We start from the raw sequence: 20,091 nt of genomic DNA on the forward strand, positions 1-20,091 counted from the left end.
TAGACACGCGATACCGGCGGCGATACACGCGAACGGATTCGCACCCGACGAACCGGCCAGACGCACGGTCGAGGTCGAGGCATTCTGCTCGTGGTCCGCGTGCAGGATCAGGATACGGTCCAGTGCGCGCACCAGTACGTCGTTGACCTTGTACTCTTCGGCCGGATTGGCGAACATCATGCGCATGAAATTCGCGCTGTACGACAGATCGTTCTTCGGATAAACGAACGGCTGGCCCACGGTGTACTTGTACGCCATGGCCACCAGCGTCGGCAGCTTCGCGATCATGCGGATCGCGGAAATTTCACGGTGCTCCGGGTTATTGATGTCGAGCGAGTCGTGATAGAACGCCGACAGCGCGCCGACGGCGGCCACCAGAATCGCCATCGGGTGCGCGTCGCGACGGAAGCCACGGAAGAAGAAGTGCATCTGGTCGTGCACCATGGTGTGCTGCGTGACCGTTTTGACGAACTCTTCCTTCTGCTGCGCGTTCGGCAGTTCGCCCTTGAGCAGCAGATAGCAGGTTTCGAGGAAGTCGGCATTCTGCGCGAGGTTGTCGATCGGATACCCGCGATACAGCAACTCGCCCTTATCGCCGTCGATATAGGTGATCGCGGAATTGCATGCCGCCGTGGACATGAAGCCCGGGTCGTACGTGAACTTGCCGGTCTGGCCGTACAGCTTGCGGATGTCGATCACATCCGGTCCAAGCGTGCCCTGATAAATCGGCAGATCAATAGTCTTGTCGCTGTCGGAAAAGCTCAGCGTTGCGTGTGTCTTCGAGTCCATCTACATGTTCCTTTTACTTTCACATCGCACACGTGCCGGCATGTCCGGTCGTCATTGAACGTCTCGGCATGCTCAGGCTCCGGTACGCATTTTAAAGTCCGCAGGGCTCCGAATTGCGACGATTGACTGCAACAATCCATCTCGACCGACGCAACATTCGTTGCCTTTTTTCCGTGGAACGCGCTGCAATTTGCCGCGAAACGCGCACCAACGTCGCACGCGTCGACGCGCCGCGCCCGCTTGCGGACTGCCAGCAAAATGAAAGCTGGAACACTTACTGCAACAATGTTTTGCGGCAGCCGGACTGCGAAGGCATGGGTGCATCTGCGATACTGAATCCGTGTTTTGCTTCCCCTGCGAACACATCGCTGTCTTTGGCCCGCCGTTTCATGGCGGGCCTTTTTAATCAGCCAGAAGAACAGGAAGGACCCGATGAACGCATCTCTCGAAACGCTATTTCCGGATCATGTGCACAGCGACGAAAACATCGTCACCGCGCTGAACCACCAGGATATCGTCGTCGCATTGTCCGCGGCGCTGAAAACGCAAGACGTAGCGGTCTTGCATATGCTCTACCCGCGTACCGACGCGCGCACGCACCGCAGCCTCGATACGCTCGTGAACGTGTTGCACGGTCACGGTCTGCATGAAGTCGCGGATCTGATCTCGGACGAAGCGCACTATCTGCTGTTCAAGGACCCCGTGAAAGCGTGGAAAGCCTTCCACGAAATTCGCAACGATTCACTCGCGATCGGCGTGCATCTGTACTACCACGGCCTCGTCGGCGAAGCGGCGGAACGTGCGCTCGACAAAGACGCGCATCGCAAGCCGTGATATCGGGCGTTTGAATCGCTGCCGGTGCCGTGCCGGTGCGCTGAGTTCGCTGCAAACGCGAAAGCCAGACACCGGGGTCGGCCTCCTTCGTGCAGTCATTGCACGATCTTTACGCGGCCGTAATGCGCGCGGTACGCCGCGTTACACGCTCACGGAGCGAATGAACTCGTCGACGTAGCGATTGAACGCCGCCGGATGCGCGAGGTTCATCCCATGCGACGCGCCGCGCACGGTTTCGCGGCGCGCATCCGGCAACCAGATTTGCAGCGCGGCCACGGTCCGGCGGAACATATCGGGACTTTTTTCGCCGTCGATCAGCAGAACTGGACAACGCACCTCGGCGGCTTCCTCCGGAACATACGCAGGCAGTGGATCGCGAAACTGACGGGCGAGCGTATGCGCGTTGTCGGTCGCCATCCTGCGAAAGCCCGGTGTGCTCATGGCCCAGAAGCCGGGCCGGCTGACCGAATCGACAAACAGTTGCAGACCGGCCTCCACCTCGCCGCTTTCGATCAGTTGCGCCGCTTTCGCGCGCAACGTATTGGCCGTCTCCGGCAGACTCGCGGGCAGCCGGCCGGCAATCTGCAACGGGCCGCCCGGATCGGCGAGCGTCAGCGTACGCACGTGCCGGGCATGACGCCGCGCAAAGTGAAAAGCCACGCAACCGCCGCGGGAATGCCCCACCACATGTGCCGGCCCCGCGCCGAGTCGATCGATGAATTCAGCCACTTCGTCCGCATGCTCGCTCCAGCTGAACGGCAAGCCGGAATCCGTATCCGCCGCCGGCCAGTAGTGCGTGAGACTGACCGCGACACAACGGTAGTGCTTCGACAGGCCCGCGAGTTGCGGTTGCCAATAGCGGTAGTCGCACAGCGAGCCATGCACGAACAGCAGCAGTTCGCCCTCACCGGCTTCCACGTAAGGCATGTGCAAACCGCTTCGCAATTCGATGAAACGCGATGATGACGACGGCGACGAAACGGCAACGGATTGATTCACGGCTGGTTCACGGACAGCGCGGCAACGCCTGACCAAGCTGTGCCGGCTCGAAATGGAATGGGGAGAAGAAACGCGTATGCATCCCTGAAATTGGGATGCGAAGCGTATTGTCACACAGCCGGTCGCTCGATGTGGCCGCCCGATTCAGCGGCTGGACTGGGGCGATGCCGAAGCAGCCGCGCGACGGATCCCGCGAGGGGCCCAGGAAATCATTCGTAAGCGAGTTCGTCCAGCAGACCGGCTGCGGCCGCCGTGCCTGCGCCACGCACGGCGCACGTCAGCGGTTCATCGGCGACGCGCACCTCGAGGCCGATCTCGCTCGTCAGGCGGCGGCTCAGGTTGCCGAGCAGCGCACCGCCGCCCGTCAGCACAATTCCGTTATTGGCAATGTCGGTCACGAGTTCCGCCGGCGCCGTTTCGAGCCCGCGTTTGACCGCGCCGATGACCTGGCGCAGCGGCCCTTCGATCGCATCGGCGATATCGTGGTTGCTCAGTTGAACCGTGCGTGGCAAACCGTCGTCGACGCTGCGTCCGGTCGCGTTCATATGCTCACGCGGCACGTCGCGCACGGCCGAGCCGATGTTCTTCTTGACGTGTTCAGCGGTCTGCTCGCCGAGCAGCACGCCGTATAGATTACGCACATAGCTCACGATCGCCATGTCGAAGCTGTCGCCGCCCACGCGAATCGAACCGCTATACGCCATGCCGCCGAGCGCGATCACGCCGACCTCCGTCGTGCCTCCGCCGATATCGACCACCATCGAACCGGTCGCCTCGGACACCGGCAGACCGGCGCCGACCGCCGATGCCAGCGATTCGCCGATCAGACTCACCTTCCACGCGCCGGCCGCCACGGCCGCCTCCTTGATCGCGCGACGCTCGACTTGGGTCGCGCCCGCCGGCACGCACAGCGTGAACGCGGCGCGGCGGCTGAACAGCGGCCGCGGGCGCGCCATGTCGACGAATTGCCGGATCATGTGCTCGGCCGCGGAAAAGTTGGCGATCACGCCGTGGCGCATCGGCCGCACGGCTTCGAGATTGGCCGGCTCGCGGCCGAGAAGCTGGCGCGCCTGGGTGCCCACGGCCGCGACGCGTTTCGGCCGGTCCGAGGCCTCTTTCTGGAAGCACACCACGGACGGCTGGTTCAGCACAATGCCGCCGTCGTCGGTGTAGATCAGGGTATTGGCCGTGCCGAGGTCCACCGTCACGGAATGACGGAACAAGCGATCGAAAAGCGGGTAATGCGGCGTCGGTCTGGCCATAGGAAGGCTCTGATGTGTCGTTATCCGCCCATACCGGGCAGTCTGGAAAATGCGCCCCCGGTCACCCGAGCCGCTCGGCACACCCGCAGGAAGTCCCGTTGAGAGGACGTCCTGCCTGGCGTTGCGCGGTCCGCGCGGCGGGGGTGATTTTCATGCTTATGAGCCATTAACGGCAAGCAGATCGGATTCTTTAGAGCCGTTTTTCAATCAGGGCCGTGTCAGCCGCGCGACAAAGCGCCCAGCGCGTGTTCCAGCGCCTCCTGGCCGAGCGCGACGCCGTCGGCGTTAATCGTGTGGCCAATACCCGGCAACGCATAGGCGTCCACCGTATAGCCGGCGTTGTTGAAGGTGTCGGCAGCGTATTCGAGTTCCCGTACGGGAATCACCTCGTCGTCTTCGCCGTGGATCAGGGTGAGCGGCGTGCCGTTCTGCGCGACGATCACCGAGGCAAGCCGCCCCGAGTACGCGACCACGCCGGCCGCGCCTTCCGCACTCGTCGCCACGTGATGCATCGCCATGATCGACCCTTGCGAGAAACCGACCAGTGCAAGGCGTCCGAAAGGTAACTGCCAGTGCGCAAGCTCGGTTTCGAGCATGCGCCGCAGCGCCGGATAGGCTGCGGCGACGCGCGCCTCGCGATTGCCCTCGTTGACGTCGCGCAGGCTGAACCACTGACGTCCGCCGAAGCCGCCTTCGAAGGCGTCGGTGCCGTCGAGCGAAGTGAACGCCACGTCCGGCAGGCTGTCGCTCCAGATGTCCGCAAGCGGCATCAGGTCGCGAGCATTGCTACCGACGCCATGCATCAGCACCACCAGCCCCCTGGCAGGTGCAGTCACCGGCGCTCGCCGCCAGCCGTGTTCGAATTGCTCCCAGGTCATATCGTTTCCTTTTCTCTGTTGATTCGTCGTGGATATTTCCGCATGCGCGATGCACGGCGCGGCTATCGACGTGCGAAAACGCGCCGCCGACATGCCACGCGCTCACACGCCGCCTCAGCCGCGAGCATACGCCGCCGGATTTGTTTCCGCCCTCCGCCTTGCATGCGCCGACGACGTCCCGACGTGAATACAGGTATGCTTTTGCGAGCATTCAGCGCACCAGCGGCCGCCCGCACTGCGCGGGCGCGCAATAGAAAACTCACACAGAACATTCAAGCAGAACACTCTCGCAGCACGTTCGCAGCACACCGATCCGGAGAACCGTTTGAGCCAGCCCACTTCCGCGCCTGCCTCGGCGCCGCCCGCACCTCCACCGCCGCTGCAGGGTGGCCAGCTGGTGCTGGCCACGATTGCCGTCGCGCTCGCCACGTTCATGAACGTGCTCGACACGTCGATCGCGAACGTTGCGATCCCAACCATTTCCGGCAACCTCGGCGTTTCGGTCGACGAAGGCACGTGGGTCATCACGGTTTTCGCCGCGGCCAACGCCGTGTCCATTCCGCTCACCGGCTGGCTCACGCAACGCATTGGCCAGGTGAAGCTGTTTGTCGGCGCGATTCTGATGTTCGTACTGGCTTCGTGGTTGTGCGGAATCGCGCCGACGCTGCCGATCCTGCTGCTCGCGCGGATCTTCCAGGGCGCCGTGGCCGGTCCGCTGATTCCGCTGTCGCAAGCCATACTGCTCGGCTCGTATCCGAAGGAGAAATCCTCGACCGCGCTCGCCTTATGGGCAATGACCGCGACCGTCGGCCCGATTGCGGGACCGGCGCTCGGCGGCTGGATCACTGACAGTTACAGCTGGTCGTGGATCTTCTACATCAACATTCCGGTCGGCATTTTCGCGGCCGGCGTTACGTGGATGATCTACCGCACCCGCGAGTCGCCGACGCGCAAGCCGCCTATCGACGTGGTCGGGCTCGGTCTCTTGATCACATGGGTCGCCTCGCTGCAGATCATGCTCGACAAAGGCAAGGACCTCGACTGGTTTTCGTCGCCGTTAATCGTGATTCTCGGCATCACCGCGATCATCAGCTTCGCGTTCTTTCTCGTGTGGGAATTGACCGAGGAAAATCCGATCGTCGATTTACGGCTCTTCCAGCAACGCAACTTTCTTGGCGGCACGATTGCCATTTCGGTCGCGTACGGCGTGTTCTTCGGCAACCTCGTGCTGCTGCCGCAATGGATGCAGGAGTACCTGAACTACCGTTCCGTCGATGCCGGTCTCGTGACCGCGCCGCTCGGCGTCTTCGCGGTGTTGCTCGCGCCGGTAATGGGCCGCGTCCTGCCGCGCTCGGACGCGCGCGTGATCGCCACGCTGGCGTTCATCGGCTTCGCAATCGTGTTTTATATGCGCTCGAAATACGTGATCGAAATCGATACGTGGCATCTGGTGATACCCACGCTGCTGCAAGGCATTCCGATGGCGCTGTTCTTCGTGCCGCTGACTTCGATCATTCTGTCAGGCCAGCCGCCGAGCAAGATTCCCGCGGCGGCCGGCCTATCGAATTTCGCGCGCGTGTTTTGCGGCGCGGTGGGCACCTCGATCGCTGGCAACGAGTGGAACAACCGCACGGTGCTGCATCACGAACGACTCACGGAACAGGCCTCCGTCAACAATCCGGTGTTCAATCAGCAGATCGATTCGACCCAATCGCTGCTGCATCTGAATCCGCAATCCGCCCATGCATTGTTCGATTTCACCGTGAACACGCAGGCGGCCATGATGGGCCTGAACGATATCTTTTTCGTCTCGGCGGTCATCTTCATTCTGATCATTCCGCTGATCTGGATCACGCGGCCGGCCAAGGGCGGCGGCGGCCCGGATGCGGCGGGCGCGCACTGACAGCGCTCGCAAGCGCGCTGCGTCAGCGGAAATAACGTGCGGGCGTGTCGCCGAATGCGTCCCGAAACATCGCGATAAAGGATGACACGTCGCTATATCCCACCTCGAGCGCCACCTGCGTGACACTCGCGCCGGCGCCGAGGTGCTCCAACGCGACCAGCAGGCGAAGCTGCTGGCGCCACTGCCCGAAGGTTTGTCCCGTTTCCTTGACGAACAGGCGCGCTGCCGTGCGCGCCGTCACACCCGCCGCCGTAGCCAGTTCCTCCAGGACTGCGGGGTCCGCGGGATTGGTGCTCAGCGCATCGGCGATGCTTTGGGCACGCGGATCGCGCGGCCAGTTCAGCCCAAGCGGCGCGGCGGGCAGACCCGGCAAGCGGTCCAGCAGGACTTGCACGAGTCGCGCGGCGGGTTCGTCGAATGGGGTGTCGTGCGGCAGATCAGCCGCGGCGTTCAGTAAAGCCGCGACCAGTTGATCGGGCACAACGGCGACGGCGTGCTGCGGCGGGAGCGGCATGGCATCCATGCCGGCGTAGAGGGAATAGAACCGGACGGGACTGGTTGCGGACAGCCGGTGCAGCACGCCCGCGGGCATCCACACCGCGTGCCCCGGCGGCACGACCCAGCGCTCGGTCTGCGTGCGCACGATCAGCACCCCGGCGCTCACGTGCATCAGCCGCGCGCGACGAGAGGCGCTCAACGGCTCATCCAGTGTCTCGTGGTGCTCGCCGATCACGAACGCCGGTTGCTCGACGCCGTCTGGATCAAGAATCTCCATCGTGGTGTCCGTTTTGCCCGGTTACTGCCGGAAAGGCAGCAAGATTAGCATAGCCGGGCCGCGGCGCGACGTGAGTGCCGCTTGCGGCGGCTCACGTGGACATTCGAATCAGGTTTCAACGAGAGGCTGGCATTCGGAGCTAAGGAGGCAGACCGCGCACTTGCGCTCTCCTCGTTCTGTGCCAATGACAGGCGCCCGAGAACAGGTGCTTCCATAGTCAATCGGCGGCCACCGACTGCAACGAAGCGGGTGGCCGCCGGTACATCCGGCATCTCGGGTAATGCTGCCGCGAAGCCGTTTCCCTAGCGATTGACCACGCTTTTGGGCATTGTCAACACAATGGCCGCCGCCACGAGCAACGAAGCTGCCACGCAGTACAGGCCCACGTCGGTGCTGTGCGTCATATCCTTGATCCAGCCGACCAGATAGGGGCTGACAAAACCTGCCAGGTTACCGACCGAATTGATCAACGCAATGCCCGCGGCCGCTGCCACGCCACCCAGGAAGGCAGGCGGAATCGACCAGAACTGGCACAACGCGCCGAGAATGCCGATCGTGGCAAAGGTCAACGACCCGACAGCCAACGCGACGTTGTGGGCCACCAGCGTGCTCGCCACGAGGCCGATTGCGCCGATCACGGCCGGCAGCGCCACGTGCCAGCGCCGTTCCTTGCTCCGGTCCGAACTGCGTCCCAGCAGCACCATGGCGATGGCCGCGGCGCCGTAAGGGATCATCGTCAGCAGGCCGACGTTGAACGCGTCGCTGACGCCCGAGGCCTTGATGAGCGTGGGCAGCCAGAAACTGATGCCGTAGAGGCCCATGATGATGCCGAAGTAGCACAGGCACAGCACCCACACGCGCTTGTTGGTGAATGCGCCGCTCGCACTATGCACCTCGATGTGCCCAGACTCGTTCGCGAGGCCCGTCTCGAGCAGCGACTTTTCTTCGGCGGTGAGCCATTTTGCCGCGCTGATTCTGTCGTCGAGGTAAAGCAGCACGGCAATGCCGCCGATGATCGAAGGCAGCGCTTCGAGCAGGAACAGCCAGCGCCAGCCCGCCATGCCGTGAACGCCGCTGAAGCTGTTCAGGATCCAGCCCGACAGCGGGCCGCCGATCACGCCCGCGATCGGAATTCCGGTCATGAACATCGCGGTGATCTTTCCGCGGCGTGAGGACGGATACCAGTAGGTCAGGTAAAGGATGATGCCCGGAAAGAAGCCGGCTTCAGCGACGCCAAGCAGAAAGCGCAGCACGTAGAAGGCGGTGGGCGTCGTCACGAAAATCATCGCACCGGACAGCACTCCCCAGCTGAGCATGATGCGGGCGATCCACTTCCGCGCGCCGAAACGATGCAGTGCGATGTTGCTCGGCACTTCGAAAATGAAATAGCCGATAAAGAAAATTCCCGCGCCCAGACCGTAGATCGTTTCGCTGAACTTGAGGTCGGTCAGCATCTGCAGCTTGGCAAAGCCTACGTTGACGCGGTCCAGGTACGCGAAGACGTAGCAGAGGAAGAGGAACGGAACCAGCCGCCATGTCACCTTGGCATAGGTCCGGTCCTCGGAGTTGGCTGGCGTGACGACATCGCCGTAAGCGGATTTCAACATCGTTGTCTCCTTGAATCACGGCCGGCGCGCTTCGTGGTCGCGCCAGCGCGGCTTGTTGTGTATGTGACGGCCTATGCTGGCCGTTCAGTCGAACATGTCAGGGCTGGTCTGCACGAGCTGCTCATAAATGGGCTGGAAATGCAGCCAGCCGATGTATTCGCTGCCGACGTGTTCGCGGCTGTAGCGCGAACTGTGCTGCGGCACCATGACCGGCTTGATGCCGGTGGCCTCGACCAGCAACTGCTGCTGACAGCAGCGCTCCAGCGCGATAAACCAGAACGCAGCGGCTTCGATGCTGTGGCGGCTCACCGTCAGCAGGCCGTGATTCTGATGAATGGCCGCCTTGACGTTCTTGAAGTAGTCGGCAACCGACAGCCCGGCCTGTTCCTCGACCGCGACCGCGCCGGCCTCGTCCTTGATCACGACATGGTCTTCATAGAAGGCAGCGGCATCCTGGGTGATCGGGTCCAGCGGACGTCCGAGCGCCGCGAACGCGGTGCCGTAGACCGTGTGCGCATGGCACATCGCGACAATGTCGGGATTGGCTTCATGCACCGCGGCATGCAGCACGAAGCCGGCGCGGTTGAGCGCGTACTTGCCTTCCACGACCTTGCCGGTATGGTCGGCGAGAATCAGGTTGGAGAGCTTCACCTGGGAGAAATGCACGGCCATGGGATTGGTCCAGTACAGATCCGGGAACTCGGGATCACGCACGGTGAGGTGGCCGGCGAAACCGTAGTCGAGATTGTGCAGCGCAAAGGCGCGGCATGCGGCGACAAGGCGTTCCTTGCGGTGCTGGCGCTCCTGGGCAAAGGACGAAAAGTCGGGCAGCTCGGGAAACTTCAACCCAGCCTGCTTCGGCCGGTAAATGGAATTGTTCGAAGGATGGGAAATCGTGCGGCGCAGTTCGGCCTGCTGCGCGCTGATATCGATTTTTCCAGTGCCGGTGCTCATGGTGTCTCCTGTGTCAGCAGTGATTGCATGTCGCTAACGATAAGGAAACACCGGTCGCCGATCTAGGCGCGCCGGACAATAGGATTTATTACGCTCCCATATAAATCCCCGGCTTCTAGGGTTTCTGCCAGGGCGGCTCGCGGAAAACTTCGACGAAGTAGTCGATAAAGGCGCGGATGCGCGGGACCAGTTGGCGCTCGGGCAGATAGACGACGTGGATCGCGGTGTCATCCTTGGCCTGGTACTCCGATAGCAGCGGCACCAGTTCACCCCGGCGGATCGCGGGCAATGCCAGGTGTTCCGCGAGGCGCATGATGCCCACGCCCGCCACGCACAGCTGAAACAGCGTCGTGCCGTCGGTGCTGCGGAAACTACCCTGCACGGCGACCCGTTCGAGCCTGCCGTTGATCATGAACGGCCACTGGTTCAGATGCTCGCGCGGTGACTCCCAGGTCAGGCAGGCGTGCCTCGTCAGGCCGAGCGGAGTCACGGGCGTGCCGTGCGCGGCGAGATAGCCCGGCGAAGCCACGACGATTCGTTGCAGGTCACAGAGCTTCCGGCTGCGCAATGAGGAGTCTTGCAGCCGGCCCATGCGGACCGCGACATCGAAGTTGTCCTCGATCAGATTGACGTTGGAATCCGACAGGGAAAAATGCACGCCCAGCTTCGGGTAGGACGAGAGAAACCCGGGCAACGCGGCGACCAGTTGATCCATGCCGAACGCGTGAGGCGCGCTGACGCGCAGATTGCCGGTCGGCTCGCTGGATCGGACCTGCGCCTCCGCTTCCTCCAGGCTGTCGAGAATGTCGTTGCAGGACGAGAGAAAGCGCTCGCCCTCATGAGTTAGCCGCTGCGTGCGCGTTGAACGATGCAGCAGTTGCACGCCGAGCCTGCGCTCCAGACTGGTGACGCTTTGGCTGACGAAGGGCTGGCTCACGCCAAGCATATTCGCCGCGGCGGTGAAGCCCCCGGCCTCGACGACCGCTTTGAAGACGCGCATTTCCAGCAATCTTTCGTCTTTCATTTTTCGAATCCCCGTACACCGGGCCGCCTGATCGACCCGTTTGAGGACGATATGACGAAAACGATTTCCGCCGCAAGATTCCGTGCGTTACGCCCTGCCGGTTCAGGGCGATCGATTGCCGCGCGCGCACGGGCTCGTTGCCCGCGGCTGATTTCATGCGCCGGTCAAAAGTGACCTGGCCTGTTCAAGAAGAGCGTGCGACGCGGCAAATTCATTGCGTCCCGCCATGGTAAGGGCGGCGGCGCCAGTGCTTGCAAACAGCTCGTCGTTAGATGTCGCAACCACATGCGAAACGGTGCCGGTCTCATCGCTCCGGCGAAAGAGTTCGAGCATTCGGAGTGCATCTGCCCGCCGGTCCTGCGGACCGGTTGTGGCCAGAATTTGCGCCGCCGCTGCTAGTTGTCGCGAAGCCTGCAGGAATTCAGAACGGTCCATGGCGGTTACCTCATGAGATGCAGTCGTAGGCTCTCCGAAGCGTTTGACAACAGGTTACGCATTCCGGACATGCCGAACATGTGATGCCGGATTGAGCATCCGCGTGCGCGCCTGTACGGAAGCGTCTGCAAGGCATGCACGCCGAACCAAAGACTACAGGACGGCAACGGAGCAATCGATTCGCAATCCTCATGCAGCCAATCGATGTTCGTAATAAGGACGATCCCTATCACCGGTTCTTCACTGCACCGCTCACAGTGAATTTCACGTTGCCTTTCGTGGCCAGAATCTGGAGGAGATGCACCGTTGCAAACGTGGCGCATGACTATCGAACTCGATGATCGAGTTCAGAAAAAGGCGAACTGCGCCGTCTTGCTGATATTGGCACGTCATCGACGCACGCCGGACAAACACCACGAAAAGCTCCGACGTACGCCGTCAATGCATCGGAAACGTGGAGTTCGTCATGAGCGCAATGAATACCGCTGTCGGCCTGCTGGTCGCTAGCGCCGCTATATGGGTTTCGTCTGGCGAGGCAGCCCCCTGCAAGAAAGCTGCACCGTTCTGCCACCACACCAAGGGTGCATTGGCGAAGCCCGTCGTCAGCAAATCGCCCTCTCCGCATGAACGAGGGATTGTGAGAGTGGACGATCCTATGCAAGGAGGCGAGCCGAAGCCGGCGCAGCCGCCGGTTAATCACGGCCCTGCTGGAGAAAGCATCGACGCGCAGTTCCGTGGTGGTTGAGAACAACCCTTAAACGGCCGGTCGCATTCTTCCACGACCGGCCGCTGCGACGTCAGCATGAGACAGCCACAATCAAGAAGTGTCATCAGCCCTGCGGCTGAGCCGGCGCAATAATATCGCCTGCAGAGACGACGGCGTTCCTTCCATTCTTTTTGGCCGCGTACAGAGCCAGATCAGCTGAATTCGTCAATTCATCTAGTGACGATGGACATGAGCGTCGACCGGTCGCGCACCCAATGCTCACCGTGAAATGTGGGAGTGCCCCGGATGATACTGCCGGCCGAGCACGCTCAACTTCCTGACGTATAGCTTCAGCGATCTGAGCCGCTCCCGTTTTGTCCGTATTGGGCAGCACGACCACAAACTCTTCGCCGCCATATCGCGCGGCGAGATCGCCACGACGACGCACGTGTCGATTGATACATTCCGCGAGATGTTTCAGTGCAATATCACCTTGAGCGTGACCGTGCGTGTCATTGTATTGTTTGAAGTTATCCGCATCGACGAACAGCAGCGACAAGGAACCATCGCTGCGCTGCAGTCTTCCCCACTCGTTTTCGAGGACATGGTCGAGAGCACGGCGGTTCTTGAGCCCTGTCAGCGGGTCGGTTTGCGTTAGTTCTCTAAGCAGTTCCTGAGCCTTTGCGTGGTCTCGCAACGCAAAGGCAAGGAGCCAGACCACCGTGCAGAACGCAAGGCTAACGGACGACGCTGAGATGCCGACTATCCATGACAGTCGTTTCCAGGAAGCCAGTACGTCGTTCTCCGCAGGCGCGATAACGGCGATGAGCGGCGTCCCGGGAACACGCTGAAATGTATAGAGGCGCATGACCCCGTCCGAGATCGAGGGAGCCGCATAGAACCCGGAATCATGGTTCACCATACGCGGAAACGTCGGTGAATTACCCAGATTGACCAGTCTGTCATGACTGATTGGGGGATTTCTGGCCACCAGCGTGCCGTCCGTGCGAACGATCGCAGTGACACCGTTTGGCCCCACGTCGAGCTTTGCAAGCAGTTGCTTGAAGTATTCGACGTCAATGGCAACAATCGCTACGCCGCCGAATGACCCGTCGGGCCGGCTTATCCTTCTCGTCATCGCAATCGACTGCGCGCCAGGCCGTGACCGTGCCCGGTAGACCGATGACACATATAGCCCGACCTTCGCCGACTGGCGATGTGTAATGAAATAGTCACGATCGCTGAAATCCCAGGTATGGGCGCTCGAGCAGCAGCCGTCGATCAGACGCCCCCGATCATCTGTGACCCCCATGCCGGTGACGTACTCGGCAGCAGTCCGATCAAAGAGCAATTCGTGACGCAGGCCTGGATCCATAGTTTGGATGGCAGGCTTGTTTTGCGATGCGACGAGAGCGCGAAGGGAATTGTCTGACGTTTCAATAGTCCGGGCGATGTTGCTGACCAGGACTGCGGTGACGTTTCGCGACGTTTCATGAGCATGGTCGACCGTTGCGTCACGCGAGGCGAGAAGCGTGATCAGGCTGATTGCCATCACGACTATTGCCATCAGGCTACCTAGCACGCCGACAATCAAGGGATGTCGGCCTGCGAGAACGGCCAGTTTTCCGGTGGTAATAGAAACAGACACTTTTAATGTTGTGTTGAGTACACTCGGTGCAAACGTCGTCGTCCCGCGGTCGTGGCGAGATTATCGATTCGGTTTAGCGGGTCGTGCGGCAAAGGAATGCCCGAGTGTCTTGGCTAGCCGATGACCGGGTTTACGGCAAAGACCGTAAAAAGTAGAGGCCCCTGCGCTTCCGGCTAGCAATTTTCTACCGCGGCCGTTGACCTTGGTTATGGGCAGTTGAGTAACTGGACATCTGCCCCGGCAGGCTTGACCCTTAGCCCTTTGCCTACGAGGCAGGATCGCATCGAAAAATTGCGACCACGGCTCATCAGTCGAATTTGATCAGGTCCTTAAAGATCAGTTGCCCCCAGCTATTTCCACGCGCCTGCACAAGCAGTCCTCCTTCCGAAAGCGCACCCAGTTTGATCGGCGAGAAACCGAGATTTTCCGCAAGCGCACCAATCTCCGTTGCGGCGCCGTCATCGTCGCTCGCCAGGAACACGACTCTCTTGCCACCATGTACTGCCGGATCCTGTTCCAGGACGGCGGCGCCCAAATGATTGAATCCCTTAACCAGTCTTCCACCAGTGAAGGCCTGCCCGACGGCCCTGGAAGAAGGTTGCCCACCCAGTTCCTCAGGTGGCACGCCGTAGGCATTGGTGACATCGACGATGATCTTGCCCTTCCAGGTAGGCAGCGCCTTCGCCACATCCCGGTACGACTCGAAACGGACAGCCAGAAAAACGATGTCCGCCTTGACCGCTTCCGCCAGTTTTTTGGGAATGATCGTGGATCCGATCGCGGCCGCAGCGGATGCATAGCTTTCCGGGTCGCGAGTGGTTGCAACGGATACTTCGATGCCGCGTCGGGCAAACGCCCTGGCAAGCGCCTGGCCGATCTTGCCGAAGCCAATAATTGCGTAGGTCATAGGTTTTCCTTTGGTGTGCGACACCCTACGGGCTCCGAATATCGAATGGAGTGACCGGCGGGCGTAGTGTGTCAGAGTTGTGCAAGGCCGCCGTCGACGGCAACCTCGCTGGCGGTCATGAAGCTGCTGTCCGGCGACGCGAGAAAGGCGGCCGCCGCTGCGATCTCGGCAGGATCGGCCATGCGCTGGAGCGGAGTCATCGAGGCGAAGACCTTCTGGCCTTCCTCGCCTAGCGCTTCCTTCGCGAGTTCGGTCGCCGTCGCCCCGGGTGACAGCACGTTGACCCGGATGCCGGTGCCCTTCAGGTCCTCCGCCCAGCTCCGTGCGAGGTTGCGGACTGCCGCCTTGCTTGCGCTGTAGGCGCTCATTGCCGGGGCGCCCGTGGTACCGGCGCTCGATCCGGTCAGGATTATCGAACCGCCCTTGCCCATCAGCGGCAGCGCCTTCTGTACCGTAAAGATCGTACCTTTTACGTTGGTGTCGAAAGTTTCGTCGATGTGCTCGGCGGTGATCTTGCCTAGCGCAAGCTGGCCTCCCGCCCCGGCATTGGCGAAAACGATGTCGAGGATTCCGCGCTCGGCCTTTACCGCCGCGTAAAGTCGGTCGAGGTCGGCCAGATCGGAGACCGAGCCCTTCACCGCGCGGGCATTGGGCCCGAGGTCGGCAACAGCGGCGTCGAGGGCTTCCTGCCGCCGGCCGAAGATGAAGACGAAGGCGCCTTCTTCGATGAAGCGCTTTGCTGCGGCGCGGCCGATGCCGGTAGCGCCACCGGTGATCACGGCGGTCTTTCCATTCAGTCTGTTCATGTCATGCATCCTTCGTTGAAGTTGGTCTGGAGCGCCGAAACAAAAGCGACAAGCTCGATTCTGGAGGTCTTGATGCATGAAGCCAATTGACTAAATATTTATAATTGCCATCTACTCTTTGGATACCTATGCTCGACAACGTCACGATCAATCAACTTCGGGCCTTCGTTGCCGTGTGTGACCACGGAAGCTTTTCCGGGGCTGCACGGGAGCTAAGGCGTGCACAGTCAGCGATCAGTCACGCGATCAACGCGCTCGAGAGTGCCTTCGATGTGTTGCTGTTCGAACGCAACGCGCGCAAAGCGACGCTCACGGCAGCGGGCCGTAGCCTTCTACCTGATGCTCGTGGGGTGATTGCACGCACCGAGGAAATGAAGATGCGCGCGGTTGCCATTGCTGAAGCCGGGGTGCCACAGGTATCTATTGCAGTGGACACCTATTTTCCGCGCGCGCACCTGATTGAATGCCTGCGCAGGCTGCAGTCGGACTTTCCAACCGTCGCAATCAATCTGCGCATGACGACCATGCAAGGCGGCGAGCGCCTGGTTCTCGAAGGAACGTGCGCATTGGCGGTGACGATCACCGACGTGCCGGAACTGAGCCCGGGTACCATAGAAAGGCAGCATCTATGTGAAGCGCAAATGGTGACCGTCTGTGCGCCATCGCATCCGCTGGCCGCAATCGCGGGGCCGATCCCGCGGGAGGAATTTGGCCGGCACATCCAGCTCGTCGTAACCGACAATCAGCCCGATGCGGAAAAGACACAACAGGGGGTCGCCGGTGAACGCCAGTGGCTGGTGAATGACCTTGGTGCGAAGCACGATCTGCTCAGGGGCAGCTTATGCTGGGGGCACATGCCGCATCATCTGGTTGCAGAAGACCTCGTGAACCGAACACTTGTCGAACTCCAACGGCGCGCATGGCACATGCGCGCCCTCACGTTCATGATCTCGCAGCGGCGCGGATACTCGTTTTCCGACTGCGAGACGCGGCTGGTTGCGCTCCTGGGCAATCGTCATCGCGTTTCAAAGGGTGCCAGCAAACGCTCCGTCTCACGCGCGGGCAAAAAAGCGTGAAAGGCCGCTACGCCTGAGCAACCGCCAGCAAGGGCTGCTGCTCCACGACGGATGCCCGCAAGGTAGATAAACGGCTCGCGCGTTCTGAAATCTTCAACGGCTGCAACGGGTCGCGAAGACTCATTCACGCTTGTCGGACGCCGACATTCACCACCACCGGAGCGCCAACGACTGCAAAGGGACGAGCGGCAGCCGCCCGCCGCGCCAGTGCCCGCCTCGCTTTGTGGCCTCGGCACCGCAAAGCGAAAGCCGCTCTCCACCCGCACGGCCAGAAAAGAAACAGCCCTGTCCGTCCGGTGGGCTATCATGCCTATCCTCTTCGAAGTAGCTCCTTATGATTTCCGTCCGTAATGTCACCCTGCGCCGCGGCGTCAATGTCGTACTCGACCGCGCATCCGTCACCTTCACCCCCGGCGAAAAGATTGGCCTTGTCGGCCGCAATGGCGCCGGCAAGTCATCCTTCTTCGGCCTTCTCAACGGCACGCTGCACGAAGACGGCGGCGAATTCTCGATTCCCGCTGCATGGAAGATGGGCCAGGTCGCGCAGGAGATGCCGGAGACCGAGCAAAGTGCGACCGACTTCGTGATCGAGGGCGACACCCTACTGCTGGCCGCGCAGGCCGAAGTCGCCGCCGCCGAGGCCAGCGACGACGGCATGCGCATGGCGCACGCCTACATGGCCCTGCACGACGCCGGCGCACATGATGCTCCCGCGCGTGCCCAGGCACTGATCCTGGGCCTTGGCTTCAGTGCCGCGCAGCTTAGCCAGCCGGTCAACAGTTTCTCCGGCGGCTGGCGCATGCGACTGCAACTGGCGCGCGCGCTCATGTGCCCGTCCGACTTGCTGTTGCTCGACGAGCCGACCAATCACCTCGACCTCGACGCACTGGTCTGGCTGGAAGCGTGGCTCAAGCGCTATCCAGGAACTTTGGTCGTGATCAGCCACGACCGCGAATTCCTCGACGCGGTGACACAGGTGACGGTGCACGTCGACAACGCCAAGCTCGTTCGCTATGGCGGCAACTACAGCAAGTTCGAAGAGATGCGCGCTGAGCAACTGCTGTTGCAGCAGGCCGCGATGGCCCGGCAGGCGGACAAGATCGCCCACCTGCAGAAATTCATCGACCGGTTCAAGGCCAAGGCCTCGAAGGCGAAGCAGGCGCAGAGCCGGGTCAAGGCGCTCGAACGCATGGAAAAGATCGCACCTGTGCTTGCCGACGCCGAGTTCACCTTCGAGTTCAAGGAGCCGCTCAACGTCCCGAACCCGCTGTTGTCGATGCTGGACGCGAGCTTCGGCTACCCGGCGCCGACCGACGCGCCTCCGGGCACGCCGCCGACGGTTATCGTGCGGGGCATCAACCGGTCCGTGCTGGCTGGGCAGCGCATTGGCATTCTCGGTGCCAACGGCCAAGGCAAGTCCACGCTGGTGAAGACAGTAGCGCACGAGCTGGCGCCGATTACCGGCGAAATCAGCGAAGGCAAAGGCCTGAACATCGGCTACTTCGCACAGCAGGAACTCGACGTGCTGCGTCCTCTCGACACGCCGCTGGAACACATGATCCGTCTTGCCAAGGACACGCCAGCGCACATGCGCGCCCCCGGCCAGAGCGGCACCGAACAATCGCTTCGCACCTTCCTCGGCACCTTCAGTTTCAGTGGCGACATGGTCCATCAGGCGGTCGGCACGATGAGCGGCGGCGAAAAGGCGCGGCTCGTGTTGTGCATGATCGTGTGGCAGCGCCCCAACCTGCTGCTGCTCGACGAGCCGACCAACCACCTCGACCTGGCCACACGCGAAGCGCTAGGCATGGCACTCAACGAATTCGAAGGCACGGTGATGCTGGTCAGTCACGACCGGTCCCTGCTGCGCGCGGTATGTGACGAGTTCTGGCTCGTCACCAAGGGTGGCGTCGAGCCATTCGACGGCGATCTGGACGATTACCAGGAGTTCCTGCGCGACGAAGCCCGTCGCATGCGCGAGCAGGCTGCCGGAGAGCAGAAGGTCATCGCCTGAGGTAACTGCCTGCGGTAACTATTGGTAGTTCCATTCTGGAAGCTGCCGTAGCATTCGCATCGAGTCGAAGGCGCCTTAGAGCCGAAAAATACGCCTTCTTCGATGCCACAGCGGTCGTTCGTGATTTTAGTTTCCGACCGACCGCTGTGCTGCAGCGAGCGCGACTTTGTTGTCTGCCCATACTACGTATGGAGAAACATCAAAGTCCGCGCGGGAGAGCGTGGAAAGAGGCAAGCGCGATCGTCAGTCCCGATAAATCCGCATCGCCCACCGCCCTCTTACGGCCGCCTGGCGTGCCGGGTTCCCCGACGCACCACAACCAGGGCAATACCTCCGAGAATCGCCGCCGAGGCCAACACGATTCGGATGGTCACGCTTTCTCCAAGAAATGCGGCTGCGCCGAGCGTCGCGATGACCGGCACGCTCAACTGCACCGTGGCCGCGTTGCCGGCTTTCAGACCGGGCAACGCCGCGTACCAGATGGCGTAGCCAATGCCGGAGGCCGCTGCGCCGGAACCCGTTGCGTACCAGAAACCGGCGTAATCAATCGAAGCGTGGGCGGACATGGCGGCGCTGAGCGCCGCGGCAAGTGGGACTGCGCGCAGGAAGTTACCGGCCGTCACCGCGGTGGGATTTCCCGCGCCCTTGCCGCGCAACGAATAGATGCCCCAAGCGACGCCGGCGCCGAGCATAAGGACAGCGCCTCCGGGAGGTGGCGCGGAGAGACCGGGAAGCAGCAGCCCCGCAAGGCCTGCCAACGCGCATGTCAATCCGATCCATTGCCGCCAATGGAAGCGTTCGCCCTTTCGGATGCCGTAGCCGATCATTGTCGTCTGCACGGCGCCGAACAGAAGCAGGGCCCCAGTGGACGCCGGCAGGCTCAGGTATGCAAACGAGAATGCGGCCGCATAGGCGAACAGCGCCAGCGCCGACAGCCAGTTTCCGGCGCCGCCCAGCCTGCCGCCCCGGAGCCGCACTATCATCGAGAGCACGAGGGCGCCCGACGCGATACGGATCGACGTAAAACTCGCTGCATCGATGCCGGTGCCCTTAAGGGCCAGCCGGCATAGCAACGAGTTCGCTGCAAACGCGACCATTGCAAGCAGCGTCAGCACAGTGACACGCACGGGCGACACAGACATCCCCCCAAAACCCCCGAATCTTCCGCCAGTATCCGGCCATTGCGCTGCCCGTACGAGCGTCGGTGACCGGTCGCCTCTGCCCGAGCGCGGCCTTTTGCAATCGGCTCGTGTCGATCCGTTGCAGTGCTTCGCCCCCCGAGACCTGAACGACTGCTTCCAAGGCAGGATCGGACAACCCGCCCGGCGTGGCGGTCGTTCCGCCGAAGATATGTTCGCATAGCGGAAGGGGCGTGTCCGGTGCGCCGCTGGCCCTAAAGTAGCAGATAGTCTCTTGACCTTGCACACATCGTTGATGGGCGCGGTCTTGTGAATATGCCCTAAAGGAGTAACTC

At 61.8% G+C, this 20,091-nt stretch carries 18 protein-coding genes; 5 read left to right on the top strand and 13 right to left on the bottom strand.

Annotation, left to right across the window (positions count from 1 at the left end):
* Window positions 1-789, bottom strand: a 789-nt coding sequence (locus P0D70_RS08330; RefSeq protein ID WP_408184064.1) for a citrate/2-methylcitrate synthase, incomplete at its 3' end; no start/stop codon positions are given.
* 432 nt (window positions 790-1,221) lie between these two features.
* On the opposite strand from P0D70_RS08330, the gene P0D70_RS08335 reads away from it, so the two are divergent.
* Window positions 1,222-1,623 carry a hypothetical protein gene (locus tag P0D70_RS08335; protein ID WP_408184065.1) on the top strand — a complete coding sequence of 134 codons (402 nt, stop codon included), beginning with the start codon at window positions 1,222-1,224 and terminating at the stop codon, window positions 1,621-1,623.
* A 141-nt stretch (window positions 1,624-1,764) separates the two neighbouring features.
* On the opposite strand, the gene P0D70_RS08340 is transcribed toward P0D70_RS08335, so the two are convergent.
* From P0D70_RS08340 to P0D70_RS08350, 3 genes are all read right to left on the bottom strand, one after another.
* On the bottom strand, window positions 1,765-2,550 hold the full coding sequence (locus P0D70_RS08340; protein ID WP_408184169.1) for an alpha/beta fold hydrolase: 786 nt from the start codon (window positions 2,548-2,550) through the stop codon (window positions 1,765-1,767).
* 281 nt (window positions 2,551-2,831) lie between these two features.
* The gene (locus P0D70_RS08345) at window positions 2,832-3,884 is read right to left on the bottom strand and encodes a rod shape-determining protein (RefSeq protein WP_091807970.1); all 1,053 of its coding nucleotides are present in this window, start codon (window positions 3,882-3,884) and stop codon (window positions 2,832-2,834) included.
* 218 nt (window positions 3,885-4,102) lie between these two features.
* Entirely contained in the window at window positions 4,103-4,762 is a 660-nt protein-coding gene (locus tag P0D70_RS08350; RefSeq protein WP_091809247.1) for an alpha/beta hydrolase, read from the bottom strand.
* 325 nt (window positions 4,763-5,087) lie between these two features.
* Here P0D70_RS08350 and P0D70_RS08355 point away from each other — a divergent pair, with 325 nt between their 5' ends.
* Entirely contained in the window at window positions 5,088-6,665 is a 1,578-nt protein-coding gene (locus tag P0D70_RS08355; protein ID WP_408184066.1) for a DHA2 family efflux MFS transporter permease subunit, read from the top strand.
* A 22-nt stretch (window positions 6,666-6,687) separates the two neighbouring features.
* Here P0D70_RS08355 and P0D70_RS08360 read toward each other — a convergent pair whose 3' ends face one another.
* From P0D70_RS08360 to P0D70_RS08380, 5 genes are all read right to left on the bottom strand, one after another.
* Window positions 6,688-7,440: an AraC family transcriptional regulator gene (locus P0D70_RS08360; protein ID WP_408184067.1), complete on the bottom strand. Its 753-nt coding sequence runs from the start codon at window positions 7,438-7,440 to the stop codon at window positions 6,688-6,690.
* A 302-nt stretch (window positions 7,441-7,742) separates the two neighbouring features.
* Window positions 7,743-9,047: an MFS transporter gene (locus P0D70_RS08365; protein ID WP_408184068.1), complete on the bottom strand. Its 1,305-nt coding sequence runs from the start codon at window positions 9,045-9,047 to the stop codon at window positions 7,743-7,745.
* Window positions 9,048-9,131: 84 nt separating this feature from the next.
* Entirely contained in the window at window positions 9,132-10,001 is an 870-nt protein-coding gene (locus P0D70_RS08370) for a class II aldolase/adducin family protein (protein ID WP_408184069.1), read from the bottom strand.
* A gap of 115 nt (window positions 10,002-10,116) precedes the next feature.
* Window positions 10,117-11,025 (bottom strand): LysR family transcriptional regulator, encoded by a 909-nt coding sequence (locus P0D70_RS08375; protein WP_408184070.1) that lies wholly within the window; start codon window positions 11,023-11,025, stop codon window positions 10,117-10,119.
* Between the two features lie 153 nt (window positions 11,026-11,178).
* A complete protein-coding gene (locus P0D70_RS08380) occupies window positions 11,179-11,460 on the bottom strand; it encodes a hypothetical protein (protein WP_408184071.1) in 282 nt (93 codons plus the stop codon).
* 466 nt (window positions 11,461-11,926) lie between these two features.
* On the opposite strand from P0D70_RS08380, the gene P0D70_RS08385 reads away from it, so the two are divergent.
* The gene (locus P0D70_RS08385; protein ID WP_408184072.1) at window positions 11,927-12,205 is read left to right on the top strand and encodes a hypothetical protein; all 279 of its coding nucleotides are present in this window, start codon (window positions 11,927-11,929) and stop codon (window positions 12,203-12,205) included.
* Window positions 12,206-12,290: 85 nt separating this feature from the next.
* On the opposite strand, the gene P0D70_RS08390 is transcribed toward P0D70_RS08385, so the two are convergent.
* The 3 genes from P0D70_RS08390 to P0D70_RS08400 all read right to left on the bottom strand — a co-directional run bounded on the left by P0D70_RS08390 (window position 12,291) and on the right by P0D70_RS08400 (window position 15,527).
* Entirely contained in the window at window positions 12,291-13,814 is a 1,524-nt protein-coding gene (locus tag P0D70_RS08390; protein ID WP_408184073.1) for a sensor domain-containing diguanylate cyclase, read from the bottom strand.
* Window positions 13,815-14,121: 307 nt separating this feature from the next.
* A complete protein-coding gene (locus P0D70_RS08395; RefSeq protein ID WP_408184074.1) occupies window positions 14,122-14,721 on the bottom strand; it encodes an NADPH-dependent F420 reductase in 600 nt (199 codons plus the stop codon).
* A gap of 71 nt (window positions 14,722-14,792) precedes the next feature.
* Complete coding sequence (locus tag P0D70_RS08400; RefSeq protein WP_408184075.1) at window positions 14,793-15,527, bottom strand: SDR family NAD(P)-dependent oxidoreductase; 735 nt, start codon at window positions 15,525-15,527, stop codon at window positions 14,793-14,795.
* A 128-nt stretch (window positions 15,528-15,655) separates the two neighbouring features.
* On the opposite strand from P0D70_RS08400, the gene P0D70_RS08405 reads away from it, so the two are divergent.
* The gene (locus tag P0D70_RS08405; RefSeq protein ID WP_408184076.1) at window positions 15,656-16,603 is read left to right on the top strand and encodes a LysR family transcriptional regulator; all 948 of its coding nucleotides are present in this window, start codon (window positions 15,656-15,658) and stop codon (window positions 16,601-16,603) included.
* A gap of 334 nt (window positions 16,604-16,937) precedes the next feature.
* Window positions 16,938-18,617 carry an ABC-F family ATP-binding cassette domain-containing protein gene (locus P0D70_RS08410; protein WP_408184077.1) on the top strand — a complete coding sequence of 560 codons (1,680 nt, stop codon included), beginning with the start codon at window positions 16,938-16,940 and terminating at the stop codon, window positions 18,615-18,617.
* Window positions 18,618-18,895: 278 nt separating this feature from the next.
* Here P0D70_RS08410 and P0D70_RS08415 read toward each other — a convergent pair whose 3' ends face one another.
* Complete coding sequence (locus P0D70_RS08415; RefSeq protein ID WP_408184170.1) at window positions 18,896-19,753, bottom strand: DMT family transporter; 858 nt, start codon at window positions 19,751-19,753, stop codon at window positions 18,896-18,898.
* Between the last annotated feature and the right edge of the window lie 338 nt (window positions 19,754-20,091).

The organism is Paraburkholderia sp. RL17-381-BIF-C (assembly GCF_046026435.1).
Lineage (GTDB): Bacteria > Pseudomonadota > Gammaproteobacteria > Burkholderiales > Burkholderiaceae > Paraburkholderia.